This is a genomic window from Rahnella sp. PD12R (assembly GCF_019200965.1).
Taxonomy (GTDB): domain Bacteria; phylum Pseudomonadota; class Gammaproteobacteria; order Enterobacterales; family Enterobacteriaceae; genus Rahnella; species Rahnella laticis.
On record NZ_JAHTMS010000001.1, the window covers coordinates 20789 to 33971 of the forward strand.

At 52.3% G+C, this 13183-nt stretch carries 12 protein-coding genes; 8 read left to right on the forward strand and 4 right to left on the reverse strand.

The genetic code is table 11. The features are described 5' to 3' along the window. The first annotated feature begins 5 nt into the window (after window positions 1-5). Together KWG64_RS00090 and KWG64_RS00095 are read left to right on the forward strand one after the other, a co-directional pair. Window positions 6-389: a helix-hairpin-helix domain-containing protein gene (locus KWG64_RS00090; RefSeq protein ID WP_218520589.1), complete on the forward strand. Its 384-nt coding sequence runs from the start codon at window positions 6-8 to the stop codon at window positions 387-389. Window positions 390-507: 118 nt separating this feature from the next. After that, window positions 508-909 carry a YbgC/FadM family acyl-CoA thioesterase gene (locus tag KWG64_RS00095; RefSeq protein ID WP_195823647.1) on the forward strand — a complete coding sequence of 134 codons (402 nt, stop codon included), beginning with the start codon at window positions 508-510 and terminating at the stop codon, window positions 907-909. Between the two features lie 74 nt (window positions 910-983). Here KWG64_RS00095 and queC read toward each other — a convergent pair whose 3' ends face one another. Then, on the reverse strand, window positions 984-1682 hold the full coding sequence (gene queC, locus KWG64_RS00100) for a 7-cyano-7-deazaguanine synthase QueC (protein WP_218520590.1): 699 nt from the start codon (window positions 1680-1682) through the stop codon (window positions 984-986). A gap of 97 nt (window positions 1683-1779) precedes the next feature. After that, entirely contained in the window at window positions 1780-3492 is a 1713-nt protein-coding gene (locus KWG64_RS00105) for an SgrR family transcriptional regulator (RefSeq protein ID WP_218520591.1), read from the reverse strand. Between the two features lie 192 nt (window positions 3493-3684). Here KWG64_RS00105 and cof point away from each other — a divergent pair, with 192 nt between their 5' ends. Further along, window positions 3685-4506 (forward strand): HMP-PP phosphatase, encoded by an 822-nt coding sequence (gene cof, locus KWG64_RS00110; protein ID WP_218520592.1) that lies wholly within the window; start codon window positions 3685-3687, stop codon window positions 4504-4506. An 83-nt stretch (window positions 4507-4589) separates the two neighbouring features. Here the strand turns inward: cof and KWG64_RS00115 are convergent, their stop codons facing one another. Then, window positions 4590-5633: a PLP-dependent cysteine synthase family protein gene (locus KWG64_RS00115; RefSeq protein WP_218520593.1), complete on the reverse strand. Its 1044-nt coding sequence runs from the start codon at window positions 5631-5633 to the stop codon at window positions 4590-4592. A 120-nt stretch (window positions 5634-5753) separates the two neighbouring features. On the opposite strand from KWG64_RS00115, the gene KWG64_RS00120 reads away from it, so the two are divergent. The 5 genes from KWG64_RS00120 to amtB all read left to right on the forward strand — a co-directional run bounded on the left by KWG64_RS00120 (window position 5754) and on the right by amtB (window position 11965). Next, a complete protein-coding gene (locus KWG64_RS00120) occupies window positions 5754-6209 on the forward strand; it encodes an Lrp/AsnC family transcriptional regulator (RefSeq protein ID WP_218520594.1) in 456 nt (151 codons plus the stop codon). Window positions 6210-6344: 135 nt separating this feature from the next. Beyond that, window positions 6345-8117, forward strand: a complete 1773-nt coding sequence (locus KWG64_RS00125; protein ID WP_218520595.1) for a SmdA family multidrug ABC transporter permease/ATP-binding protein — start codon at window positions 6345-6347, stop codon at window positions 8115-8117. Next, window positions 8110-9909, forward strand: a complete 1800-nt coding sequence (locus KWG64_RS00130) for a SmdB family multidrug efflux ABC transporter permease/ATP-binding protein (protein ID WP_218520596.1) — start codon at window positions 8110-8112, stop codon at window positions 9907-9909. Before KWG64_RS00125 ends, KWG64_RS00130 begins: the two co-directional genes overlap by 8 nt. 342 nt (window positions 9910-10251) lie before the next feature. Further along, window positions 10252-10590: a P-II family nitrogen regulator gene (gene glnK, locus KWG64_RS00135; protein ID WP_009639071.1), complete on the forward strand. Its 339-nt coding sequence runs from the start codon at window positions 10252-10254 to the stop codon at window positions 10588-10590. Window positions 10591-10675: 85 nt separating this feature from the next. Beyond that, window positions 10676-11965 (forward strand): ammonium transporter AmtB, encoded by a 1290-nt coding sequence (gene amtB / locus KWG64_RS00140; protein ID WP_101075501.1) that lies wholly within the window; start codon window positions 10676-10678, stop codon window positions 11963-11965. Between the two features lie 128 nt (window positions 11966-12093). Here the strand turns inward: amtB and tesB are convergent, their stop codons facing one another. Beyond that, window positions 12094-12960, reverse strand: coding sequence for an acyl-CoA thioesterase II (tesB, locus tag KWG64_RS00145; protein ID WP_165059308.1), 867 nt, complete (start codon window positions 12958-12960; stop codon window positions 12094-12096). Between the last annotated feature and the right edge of the window lie 223 nt (window positions 12961-13183).

Below are 13183 nucleotides of genomic sequence, written 5' to 3' on the forward strand. Positions count from 1 at the left end.
ACAGCATGAAAAAATTAGGCATTACTTCACTTTCGTTGGCTCTGGCTTTGGGGCTTTCTACTTTACCGGTGATGTTGCAGGCGGCACCGAATGCTGCCAGTAGCGTGGCAACCACGACGGCAGCGCCCGTGACAGCAGCGGGCAAAGTCTCAGGCCCGCAGGTGAAAAAGGAACAGGTGGCGGTGACAGATGAAAGTACCGTCAACATCAATACCGCAACAGCGGAAGAGTTTGCCAAAGTGATGAATGGCGTAGGGATGAAAAAGGCGCAGGCCATTATCAGCTACCGTGAGGAACTTGGGCAATTCACCGACATCGAACAGCTGCGCGAAGTGCCGGGGATCGGCGCTGCACTGTTTGAACGTAACAAGGACCTTCTGAAACTGTGACGGATGTCGCGGCGGCAATTCCTGAACGGTTGCCGCCGTTTTCTTCTGCTAATCTCTAAAGACATCTGACCAGTTTGGTTGTATGCCTCAGGCGATTATCAGGAGTTTTTTAACCACTATGCATACGTTTATTAAAGTTCGCGGTTTTCACATTGATGTTTACCAGCACGTTAACAACGCACGTTACCTTGAATTTCTGGAGACCGCGCGCTGGGAATGGCTGGATAACCAGTCCGGTTTCCAGTGGATGAGCGAAAACAAAATCGCTTTCATCGTGGTGAATATCAATATCAATTACCGCAAACCCGCGGTGCTCGGTGATGTTCTGCGTATCGACAGCAGCCTGCAGCAACTTAACGGGCGAAGCGGGGTTCTCGAACAAGTGGTGACCTGTGAAGGTGAAGTGGTTGCAGATGCGACGCTGACATTCGTGTGTATCGATCTGCGGACACAAAAAGCGTTGCCACTGGAAGGTGAGTTACTGGAAAGACTACGCGAGCTGGAACTGGAGAACGACTGATTCACGATTGCAAAGTGAAAAACAAAAACGGGCAGCTTTCAGGCCGCCCGTCATAAAACTCTGCCGTCTGGCTGTTAACGCAGACCGGTCTTCTTCTTCAGGCTGGCGGTAACGCCGTCCTTATCCTGCTGATATTGTTGCAGGCCGTTAGCGCGTAAATGGCAGGCCGCACATTCACCGCAACCATCACCCGCAATGCCGTTATAGCAGGTCAGCGTTTGGTGACGCACCAAATCCAGTTGCTGATAGTAATCTGCCAGCGCCCAGGTCTCGGCCTTATTGAGCCACATCAGCGGGGTTTCAAAACGCACATCGCGCGCCAGACCCAGCGAGACTGCCGTATTCAGCGCTTTGACAAACTCATCCCGGCAATCCGGATAACCGGAGAAGTCAGTTTCACAAACGCCGGTAATCACGGCTTCTGCCTGGATCTGATAGGCATAAATTGCTGCCAGTGTCAGGAACAAAATATTACGGCCGGGAACAAAAGTGCTCGGCAGGCCGCCGTCATTTTCATCGCCAAAGTTAGGAACGGGGATGTTATCGCGCGTCAGGCTGCTGACTGCCAGTTCATTGAGCAAATTCACATCCAGCACTTTGTGTGCGCGGGCACCTAATTCTACGGACAGCTTTTGTGCAATCTCAATTTCAGCACGATGGCGCTGGCCGTAATCAAACGTGACGCAATGAACTTCGTCATACTGCTTCAATGCCTGAATCAGGCAAGTTGTTGAGTCTTGTCCGCCGCTGAAAACCACCACTGCTCTTTTCATTCTGTTTACCTGTATTACGAAACCGACTGCGTCCGGCGCAGTAAAATTAGGTTAATGGTACTTTTCTTTAACGTCAGAGTGTAGCGAAACAGCTCGGTCACGCGTTTTCGGATAACAAAGGCGGTGGAACCCAGGCCTGACAAAAATCAAACCAGCCCCACGCCGTGAGCTGAACCCCGCTGATCCGCGGCGGTGCACTGACCTGATACTGATAATTGAATAAAGGCGTCACGATCCCGGTTTGCATCCACTGATAAAAATGATCGCACAGTTCATCGGCGCGACGGTTTTCGAGCGGAATTTGCTGAATATGGAGGAGGCGCTGTTGCTGATTGTGCAGATCATCTTCGCGTAAAATTTCCAGCCAGAGCGGATCCTGCTGCAACCAGTTTTCCAGCGTGGCTTCCGGCGATTCACCGATCAGACGATCGCCGAGCAGCAGATCGGCAGATTTCAACAGTTCACCGTCTTCCCACAAACGCCCCTCGTGATAAACGACTTCCAGCGCGCAGCCCTGATCAGCCAGTTTTTGCTGCAAAGCCTGAGCGACCAGTTCAAATTCCACCGGCGGATGAAACAGGAGCCTCAGCTTTTCCGGCAGGGGAACGTCGGTATCGTCATGCAAAGGAATGGGCCAGCCAGGCAGCATTTCTTTGCTGGCTTTCACAAGATCATGATCAATCGGAAGATTATCCAGCATGCCGCTGCGCTGGATCAGCCGGACAATTTTCCGTGCCTGAGCTTCATTCAGAACGCCCCGCCGCAGATTGGTGGCGATATAACAAAACCCCAGGCTGGTGCTGCGTCTGACCGGTTTGACGCGCGACAATTCTTCCTCTTCTCCCAGAATGATCCTCACCGGATGCTGACAGCTCACATTATTCTTTTGCGTGAATAACTGCGGCGTGATCCAAAATTCTATCGCCGCAAGATAAGGATGTTGCAGGGTATAAAGCGTGTGTTGTTCCAGCCTGACCAGTTCGGGAGAAAAATGCGTCAGCCGGAAAGGCCCCGCGCCGATGTGCGGATTTTCAGGATGCGAGAGCAGGCAATTGAGATCGGCAAACCGGTGCGCCAGCCAGTAATCGGGGGTGTCGAGATCAAATTGCAGGCACTGTGCGTGTGGCTGAGATATTTGGATCACAGATGCCAGATTGTGTTTCCCCCGTGCTGAATGGCGCAATTGCTCAAAGCGGGTCAGCAGTTGCGATGTTTTCAGCGGTTCTCCGTTGTGCCAGAAAAGCTGACTGCGCAGAAAGAACTGCCAGGTTTTGCCGTCATTGCTGATTTGCCAGTGATGGGCCAGATCCGGCTGCGGCGTCGGGTTTCCGGGGACAAAGTGCGTCAAACCGGCATGAATGGTATGCGCCAGGTGTTGTTCCGCGCGGCCGGTCAGCGTTAAGGGATCCAGAAACTGGAGAGGGCGGTAATACGGGATCCGCAACGTGGGCGCATCTTCCTGCCATTGTCCGCCAAGGTGCGGCGCAAGCAGGGTATTCAGATGTGTCGGGTCCAGCTGACTGAGTTGCAAAGCTGCCGAATGCTCGCCGTTTTTGAGCAACTCCTGCAAATAAGCACCGCGCAAATCCTCGGGGGATTTAAGGCAGCACAACGACGCGCGTTTTCCGCGACCGGACTGTGAGTGCCAGTTTATCCACCCCGCATCTTTAAAATGGCTCAGCAATGTCCGCGTGTGGCGTTCGCTGCAGCAGAAAATATCGGCCAGTTCAGTCACAGTCAGTAAAACGGGTTCCTGCCCTGTTTTCACGTACAGACGCTGGTATTGATTAAGCCGGTTTTGCAATCGCATGGAAAATACGGAACCTTATTTTTCTGGTACGGGATTCACTTCAGCATATCGCAGACTTTTACCGATGGCGCGGGGCCGAAAACCAAAGTGTGAACTAAACCCGGAAGAGTATTCATAAACTGTTCACTATTAGTTCCGCAAATCGCAGTCCATACTTTGAACGTGAAAATCATTCCCGCCCAGAGAGGAAATATGTACCGTTTAGCTGCATTCGATATGGATGGCACTCTTCTTTTACCCGACCATACCCTGGGCGAGAAAACGCTGGCAACGCTGCGCCAGCTGGCAGAAAAACCCATGCGTCTCACCTTCGCCACCGGACGCCATTATCTTGAAATGAAAGATATTCTGGCCAATATCGGGATGGAAGGTTTTCTGATTACCGGCAATGGCACGCGTATTCATGACCTGTCCGGGCATTTACTGCACGCCAGTGATTTACCGGAAGATTGTGCGCATGAATTGCTGCACACGGCCTGGGATACACCGGCGAGTCAGCATGTTTTTCGTGACGACGGCTGGTTTACCGCTCTGGACGATCCCGACTTGCTGATCCCGCATCAGTTCAGCGGTTTCCGTTATCATTTGCAGGATCTGCGCACATTGCCCGATGCAGGCAACAGCAAAGTGTGTTTCTGCGCACCGCATGAAACCCTGCTGAAACTGGTTCCGCAGTTGAAAGCGCATTTCGGCAATCGTCTGGACCTGTGTTTTTCGGCGCATGATTGCCTGGATGTACAACCTGCAGGCTGTAACAAAGGCAGCGCGCTGGGACTTCTGACGGCGGGGCTTGAGATCAAAATGTCTGAATGCATGGCCTTTGGCGATGCGATGAATGACAGGGAAATGCTGGAAAGCGTTGGAATGGGGCTGATCATGGGCAATGCATTGCCTGTACTGAAAGAACAATCGCCGCATCTGCAAGTTATCGGGCATTGCCGGAATCAGGCGGTGTCTCACTTTTTGCAACACTGGCTGCACACACCAAACCTCACCTATTCCCCCGAATATTAAGGTTTTGCAGCAAGCCGGGATTATCTGTCCCGGCTTTTTTCCTTTATAATTCAAACTGCTGGTGCGTTGGCTAATCTAAAACCTCAGCTAAGACCTTCAAGCTGCTGTGCGTACACCGAAATATCCCCGATGTTCTTCGCGATCCAGTTCTCGTCAAAATAGGTATTCAGATAACGTTCGCCACTGTCGCAAAGTAACGTAACGATTGAACCTGTCTCGCCATTTTCTCGCATTTGTTTAGCCAGTTGCAGCGCGCCCCAGACATTTGTTCCGGTTGAACCGCCCACTTTACGGCCAAGCACTTTTTCCAGCCAGTGAAGCGTCGCGACACTGGCCGCATCAGGCACCTGCATCATGCTGTCGATGACGCTGGGAATAAAAGAAGGCTCGGCGCGCGGGCGGCCAATCCCTTCGATACGACTGCTGCATTGCGCGGTTACGCTTGCATCACGTTGCTGATAGTAATCATAAAATACTGAGTTTTCCGGATCGACCACCACCAGTTCGGTGTTATGTCCCTGATAACGGATGTAACGTCCCAGAGTGGCGGAGGTGCCGCCTGTTCCGGCGCTCATCACCAGATATCGCGGTACCGGATGCGGCTCGCGGGACATCTGGCGGAAAATACTGTCAGCGATGTTATTGTTTCCCCGCCAGTCGGTAGCGCGCTCAGCAAAGGTAAACTGATCCATGTAATGCCCGTTCAGTTCACGGGCAAGCTGTTCGGAAGCGGCATAAATCTGACCGGAGTTTTCAACAAAGTGGCAGCGGCCGCCATAAAATTCAATTTGCTGAATTTTGCGAGGCGCGGTATAGGAAGGCATCACGGCAATAAAAGGCAGGCCGAGCAGGCGCGCGAAATAGGCCTCAGAAATAGCCGTACTGCCCGACGACGCCTCGATGATCGGCGTATTTTCACGTATCCAGCCGTTGCACAGACCATACAAAAACAGGGAGCGCGCCAGACGGTGTTTCAGGCTGCCGGACGGATGCGTGCTTTCATCTTTCAGATATAGCGAAATTCCGGGGAAATCATTCAGGGCGAGACGAATTAAATGTGTATCGGCTGAACGCTGAAAATCCGCGTCGATTTCTTTGATAGCGTGATTAACCCAGGCGTTTTGCATAATGAGAGCTCGCAGAAGAAGTTTTGTGGGATTAAGAATAACGCAAGCGGCAGAGAAATAGGTTACCCTTTAACCCATGAACTGCGCGTGTTGTAGAAAAATATTCTCCCGGAGTGCCTTATGGTAGATAAAATTGACATCAGACTGTTGTCGTTGTTGCAGAAGGATTGCACGCTTTCTCTGAATGAACTGGCTGAGGCGGTGAATCTCACCACAACGCCTTGCTGGAAACGGATAAAACGTCTCGAAGACGACGGCATTATTTGTGGAAAAGTCGCCCTGCTGGATGGTGAAAAACTCGGGCTGAGCCTGACGGCGTTCGTACTGATTAAAACTCAGCATCACAACAGCGAGTGGTATCAGCGATTTGTACAGCAGGTGGAAGCCTTTCCCGAAGTGCTCGGATTTTACCGTATGGCAGGGGAATACGATTATTTACTCCAGGTTCAGGTTTCCGATATGAAAAGCTACGACAACTTTTACAAGCGGCTTGTGAACGGCATTCCAGGACTGAACGATGTGACCTCAAGTTTTGCGATGGAACGCATAAAATCGACCACCGCATTGCCAATTTAATGCAAAAGTTGCAGTAAAAAGTTTCATCAGAAACGCATGTTAACTCTGGTATCCTTGTCGTCCTGAAGAGAAAACAGGGTTTCTGAAACCTGTTTAACTCAATAAAATCATTATTATTTGTATGGAAAACGCTGAGTGAGATTGTTTGCACAATTAGGCTGGTACTTCCGACGCGAATGGCGCCGGTATCTGGGTGCCGTTGGCTTGCTGATCATTATTGCCATCCTGCAATTACTGCCACCCAAGCTGGTTGGCGTAATTATTGATGGCGTAACGTCAAAACAAATGTCTGCCAGTGTGCTTTTCGCGTGGCTTGGCCTGATGCTGGGCACGGCTGTTGTGGTGTATTTGTTGCGATACGTCTGGCGCGTGCTGTTATTCGGAGCCTCCTATCAGCTTGCGGTCGAACTGCGACAGGATTTCTTCCGGCAGCTCAGCCGCCAGCATCCGGCCTTTTATCTGCGTCATCGTACTGGCGATTTAATTGCCCGGGCGACCAACGACGTTGACCGCGTGGTCTTTGCAGCCGGCGAGGGCGTTCTGACGCTGGTGGATTCGCTGGTCATGGGGCTGGCGGTGCTGATTGTAATGGCAACGCAGATTAGCTGGGAACTGACGCTACTTTCTCTGGTGCCAATGCCGGTGATGGCGATCATCATCAAGCGTTACGGCGACCAGCTGCATTCCCGTTTCAAAACGGCGCAGGCGGCGTTCTCCTCACTGAATGATCAGGCGCAGGAAAGCCTCACCAGTATCAGGATGATCAAAGCTTTTGGGCTGGAAAATCATCAGTCTTCGCAGTTTGCCGATGTTGCGGCAGATACCGGTGCTAAAAACATGCGCGTTGCCCGTGTTGATGCGCGTTTTGATCCGACCATTTATGTGTCTATCGGCATGGCAAACCTGCTGGCGATTGGCGGCGGGAGCTGGATGGTGGTCAACGGGCACCTGACGCTCGGCGAATTAACCAGTTTTGTGATGTATCTCGGGCTGATGATCTGGCCGATGCTGGCGCTGGCCTGGATGTTTAATATCGTGGAACGCGGAAGTGCGGCTTACAGCCGTATCCGCAGTTTGTTGCAGGAAGCCCCTGCGGTGGGTGACGGAACAAAACCGCTACCGGCTGGCCGGGCCGTACTCGAGGCTCAGATAACCCGATTCCAATATCCTGAAAATAATCAGTCTGCACTGAATGCTGTTGAATTCACCCTGGAGCCGGGCAAAATGCTCGGGCTGTGCGGCCCGACCGGCTCCGGGAAGAGTACGCTTCTGGCTCTACTCCAACGTCAGTTTGACGTCACAGAAGGTGACGTGCGCTATCACGGGTTATCTCTTAAAGAAATTCAGCTCGACGACTGGCGCGCGCGCCTGGCGATTGTCAGCCAGACACCTTTCCTGTTCTCCGACACAGTGGCGCAAAACATTGCGCTGGGTCGTCCGGAAGCCACTCAGGAAGAAATTGAAGAAGCGGCGCGGCTTGCAAGTGTACATGACGATATTCTGCGGTTGCCCCAGGGATACGAAACCGAAGTCGGTGAGCGCGGCGTAATGCTTTCCGGCGGGCAAAAACAACGTATTTCCATCGCCCGTGCGTTGCTGATGAAAGCAGAAATCCTGATCCTTGACGATGCGCTGTCGGCAGTTGATGGCCGTACGGAACACCAGATCCTGCATAACTTACGGCAGTGGGGAAGTGACCGCACGGTGATTATCAGCGCACACCGCCTTTCAGCCCTGACCGAAGCGAGCGAAATTCTGGTCTTCAGCCATGGAAGTATTTCGCAACGTGGCGATCACGATCAGCTCGTAGCGCAGCCCGGCTGGTACCGGGATATGTTCCGCTATCAGCAGCTTGAAGCTGCGCTGGACGACGTGCCGCAGGAAATGGAGACGGAACAACGTGGCTGAACAAAAAACGAATAAAATTCAGAAGTTGTGGCCAACGCTTAAACGACTTCTCAAATACGGAAAACCCTACAGCAAGCCACTTTCCTATGCTGTCGTGATGTTGTGGGTTGCCGCTGCGGCGGAAGTGACCGGGCCTATTCTGATCAGTTTCTTTATTGATCACTATGTCGCGAAAGGGGAGTTGCCGTGGGGGAAAGTCAGCTTGCTGGCACTTTGCTTTATCTTCCTGCAATTTCTTGCCGCAAGCCTGCACTATTTTCAGGCGTTATTGTTTAACCGTGCCGCCGTGGGCGTGGTCCAGCGTTTGCGTACCGATGTCATGGACGCCGCACTCCGGCAGCCGCTCAGTGCGTTCGATACCCAGCCGGTCGGGCAGCTCATTTCCCGCGTAACCAATGATACCGAAGTGATCCGCGATTTATACGTGACCGTGGTGTCGACAGTGTTGCGCAGCATCGCCCTGATTGGCGCAATGTTGATCGCGATGTTCAGCCTCGACTGGCGGCTGGCTTCCGTGGCTATTTGCATTTTCCCGGCAGTATTTGTCGTGATGGGGCTGTATCAGGTCTACAGCACGCCGGTTGTCCGCAAGGTGCGCGCTTATCTGGCGGACATTAATGACGGGTTTAACGAAGTCATTAATGGCATGAACGTCATCCAGCAATTTCGTCAGCAGAAAAGATTCGGCGAACGCCTCACGCGTGCCAGCCAGTCGCACTACATGGCGCGTATGCAAACGCTGAGGCTGGAAGGTTTTCTGCTGCGTCCATTGCTCAGTCTGTTTTCATCGCTGATCCTGTGCGGTTTGTTGCTGCTTTTCGGATTCAGTGCCGAAGGCTCTATTGGTGTGGGCGTGTTGTATGCCTTCATTAACTATCTCGGGCGCCTCAACGAACCGCTAATCGAATTGACTTCGCAGCAATCTATTTTGCAGCAGGCGGTCGTTGCCGGTGAGCGTATTTTTGATTTGATGGACAGAACCCAGCAGCAATACGGTCCGGACGACAAATTACTCACCAGCGGAGAAATTGAAGTCAGGGACGTCAGCTTCGCTTATCTGCCCGACAAATGGGTGCTGGAAAATATCTCCCTGCACGTTCCGTCGCGCGGGTTTGTAGCGCTGGTCGGGCATACCGGTAGCGGGAAAAGCACGCTTGCGAATCTGCTCATGGGATATTATCCGCTCAATAAAGGTGAGATTCGCGTGGACGGACGCAATCTTGCTGACCTCTCGCATACCAGCCTGCGTAAAGGTATCGCAATGGTTCAGCAGGATCCGGTGGTGCTGGCGGAATCGGTGTTCGCCAATGTGACACTGGGGCGGGACATTGATGAAGCTCAGGTCTGGCACGCGCTGGACATCGTGCAGCTTTCGCCGCTGGTGCGTGAAATGCCGGAAGGGCTGAATACGCGTCTGGGTGAGCAGGGGAATAATCTTTCCGTGGGCCAGAAACAGTTGCTGGCGATGGCGCGCGTTTTGGTGCAGGCGCCTGAGATTCTGATCCTTGACGAGGCAACGGCCAATATTGATTCCGGAACCGAGCAGGCAATTCAGCGTGCGTTGCGGGCTATCCGTCAGCAAACCACTCTGGTGGTGATTGCCCACCGTCTTTCAACGATTGTCGATGCCGATAATATTTTGGTATTGCATCGGGGCCAGGCGGTTGAACAAGGTAACCATATCCAGCTTCTGGCTGAAAAAGGCCGTTATTATCAGATGTATCAGTTGCAGCTCGCAGGGCAGGAACTGGCATCCACGGGTGCGGTTATTTCAGCAACAGAAAACGTATAATCTTTCAGTTGGCGCAGCCTGATTGCTGCGCCAGTTCATTTCTTACTGTTCGTTTAATCCCTCCTTTTCGCGTCTCACGCACCTGATTCATGCATCCAAAACGTTCCGCTGACTTTCTCTGCACTAAAAAGCAGCGACAGGCACTTTAATGGTGCGCATGGGGTCAGGCTGAATACGGCCCCACAACTGTGCGCCGGGTCACGAATAATCTGAAAATGCCGTATTACGCGGGAATCGCATGAATATTTACGTGATTTCAACTCTGGCACACCCTTTGCTTTAACCATTCCGTATCGGGCGCGAGGTTTCTCGCGGCAAGCCCTTAATTCGAGGAGTGGCAATATGAAGCTGGTTACTGTGGTGATCAAACCTTTTAAGCTGGAAGACGTGCGTGAAGCACTGTCTGCTGTTGGAATTCAGGGGCTGACCGTAACGGAAGTTAAAGGTTTCGGCCGTCAGAAAGGTCACGCTGAGTTGTACCGCGGTGCGGAATACAGCGTGAACTTCCTGCCAAAAGTAAAAATCGACATTGCTATCGCTGATGATCAGCTGGATGAAGTGATCGACGTGATCAGCAAAGCGGCCTACACCGGCAAGATCGGCGATGGCAAAATTTTCGTTGCAGAATTGCAACGCGTCATCCGTATCCGTACGGGTGAAACTGACGAAGCAGCACTGTAATTTCAGGCCTTTATCTCTGATATAAATCGCTTTGATATAAATCAGGTTAGAAAAAACAGTTTTGAGAAACAGGGGTGGGTTAATAATGAAAAAACTTTTATCCATGATGGGGCTTGGCGCGGTTGCATTGCTGCCTTCGCTTGCCATGGCAGCAGCACCGGCAGCCGCAAACGGCGCTGACAACGCATTTATGATGATCTGTACTGCCTTGGTACTGTTTATGACCGTACCTGGCGTGGCATTGTTCTACGGCGGCTTACTGCGTTCTAAGAACGTTTTGTCCATGCTGACTCAGGTTATCGTGACCTTCGCGCTGGTTTGTGTTCTGTGGATCCTTTATGGCTACAGCCTCGCATTCAGTGAAGGTAACGCCTTCTTCGGCGGCTTCAGCAATGTGATGATGAAAGGCATCGGCCTGGATTCTGTCACGGGCACCTTCTCCCAGATGATTCACGTTGCGTTCCAATGCTCATTCGCCTGCATCACTGTAGCGCTGATTGTGGGCGGTATCGCTGAACGTGTTCGTTTCTCTGCGGTGCTGATTTTCACTGTGATCTGGCTGACCTTCTCTTACATCCCGATGGCTCACATGGTCTGGGCTGGCGGCTTCCTGGCGGCTGATGGCGCGCTGGACTTCGCGGGTGGTACGGTTGTTCACATCAACGCCGCTATCGCAGGTCTGGTGGGTGCATATCTGCTGGGCAAACGCGCAGGCTTTGGTAAAGAAGCGTTCAAACCACACAACCTGCCGATGGTCTTCACCGGCGCTTCAATCCTGTACGTGGGCTGGTTTGGTTTCAACGCGGGTTCTGCAAGTGCGGCGAGCTCCATTGCAGCCCTGGCATTCCTCAACACCGTTATTGCGACCGCAGGTGCAATCCTGTCCTGGACGCTGGTTGAGTGGATGGTTCGCGGTAAGCCTTCTCTGCTGGGCGCAAGCTCCGGTGCTATCGCAGGTCTGGTTGCTATCACCCCGGCGTGCGGTACTGTCGGCGTGGGCGGTGCTCTGATTATCGGTCTGGTAGGCGGCATCACCGGTCTTTGGGGTGTGGTTACCCTCAAAAAATGGCTGCGTGTGGATGATACCTGTGACGTTTTCGGTGTTCACGGCGTGTGCGGTATCGTAGGTTGTCTGCTGACTGGCGTATTCACTTCCAGCTCTCTGGGTGGTGTGGGTTATGCAGAAGGCGTCACCATGGGCCATCAGGTCTGGGTTCAGTTCTTCAGCGTCTGCGTTACGCTGGTCTGGTCTGGCGTTGTGGCCTTCATCGGTTACAAAGTGGCTGACATGATTGTAGGTCTGCGTGTTCCTGAAGAGCAGGAACGTGAAGGTCTGGACGTGAACAGCCACGGCGAGAATGCTTACAACCAGTAAGCTGATTTCAGAGAAAGTAGTGCGCTAACTCTCTAATTAAGCAGTACAAAATAATAAAGATGAAAAAACAGAAGGGGCGATATCACTATCGCCCCTTTTTTTATGTCTGCTTTTTGTGAAAAGCGAGGTTACTCGACCGGTCTTTGGCGGATCACGCCTTCCTGCACCGTAGAGGCCACTAAAACCCCTTCACGCGTATAGAACTGGCCGCGAACAAAACCGCGGGCGCCGGAAGCTGAGGTGCTTTCAACGGCGTACAGCAGCCAGTCGTCCATGCGGAAAGGGCGGTGGAACCACATCGAATGGTCGATGGTCGCCACCTGCATTCCCGGCTCCAGGAAGCCAATGCCGTGAGGTTGCAGCGCGGTGGGCAGGAAATTGAAATCAGACGCGTAGCCCAGCAAATACTGATGGATCCGCAGATCGTCAGGCATTTCGCCGTTCGCGCGGAACCACACGGCGCGGTGCGGCTCTTCAACACTGCCTTTCAGCGGGTTATGGAATTTCACCGGGCGCATCTCGATTGGCTTATGGCCGATGAATTTTTCGCGGAATTTTTCCGGAATAAGGTGCGCCAGATTTTTAGCAATATCGGATTCTGACACCAGTGATTCCGGTGGTGGCACGTCCGGCATCGTATTCTGGTGCTCAAAACCTTCTTCCTGACTCTGGAAAGAAGCCGTCATATAAAAAATTGGCTTGCCGTGCTGAACGGCTTTCACCCGACGGGCGCTGAAACTGTTGCCATCGCGCAGGATTTCAACGTCATAAATAATCGGTTTGCTGCTGTCGCCCGGACGCAAAAAGTAACTGTGAAACGAGTGAATACCACGATCGACCGGTACGGTTTGTTTGGCGGCATACAGCGCCTGACCGACAACCTGACCACCAAAGACCTGACGTAAACCCAGATCTTCACTTTGACCACGAAATAGCCCTTCTTCGATTTTTTCCAGATCTAAAAGATCCAGCAGATTTTTTAATGCCTGACTCATAGTGGCCTCATGAAAGTTACCGGTTGATGCATGCCGGGCGGAAAAAAAACGCGGTCTCCGGCACAGGTCTAACCTGTTAATCATAGTGGATCTTCCTGATGCTCAGAAGCCCTGTTTTGTCGTCGGGAGGAAAACTTCAGATTTTTGTGCCATGATTAATAGGTAAGCTGGTTAAAGTCACTAAATTCATCGTCGGCGTTTATTACAGCTTGTCGACAAGCGA

Excerpts from the sequence above, each read along its gene's own strand:
- KWG64_RS00090 (WP_218520589.1), top strand. The coding sequence starts at position 6 with ATGAAAAAATTAGGCATTACTTCACTTTCGTTGGCTCTGGCTTTGGGG.
- KWG64_RS00095 (WP_195823647.1), top strand. The coding sequence starts at position 508 with ATGCATACGTTTATTAAAGTTCGCGGTTTTCACATTGATGTTTACCAG.
- KWG64_RS00115 (WP_218520593.1), bottom strand. The coding sequence starts at position 5,633 with ATGCAAAACGCCTGGGTTAATCACGCTATCAAAGAAATCGACGCGGAT.
- glnK (WP_009639071.1), top strand. The coding sequence starts at position 10,252 with ATGAAGCTGGTTACTGTGGTGATCAAACCTTTTAAGCTGGAAGACGTG.
- tesB (WP_165059308.1), bottom strand. The coding sequence starts at position 12,960 with ATGAGTCAGGCATTAAAAAATCTGCTGGATCTTTTAGATCTGGAAAAA.
- queC (WP_218520590.1), bottom strand. The coding sequence starts at position 1,682 with ATGAAAAGAGCAGTGGTGGTTTTCAGCGGCGGACAAGACTCAACAACT.
- KWG64_RS00105 (WP_218520591.1), bottom strand. The coding sequence starts at position 3,492 with ATGCGATTGCAAAACCGGCTTAATCAATACCAGCGTCTGTACGTGAAA.
- amtB (WP_101075501.1), top strand. The coding sequence starts at position 10,676 with ATGAAAAAACTTTTATCCATGATGGGGCTTGGCGCGGTTGCATTGCTG.
- KWG64_RS00120 (WP_218520594.1), top strand. The coding sequence starts at position 5,754 with ATGGTAGATAAAATTGACATCAGACTGTTGTCGTTGTTGCAGAAGGAT.
- cof (WP_218520592.1), top strand. The coding sequence starts at position 3,685 with ATGTACCGTTTAGCTGCATTCGATATGGATGGCACTCTTCTTTTACCC.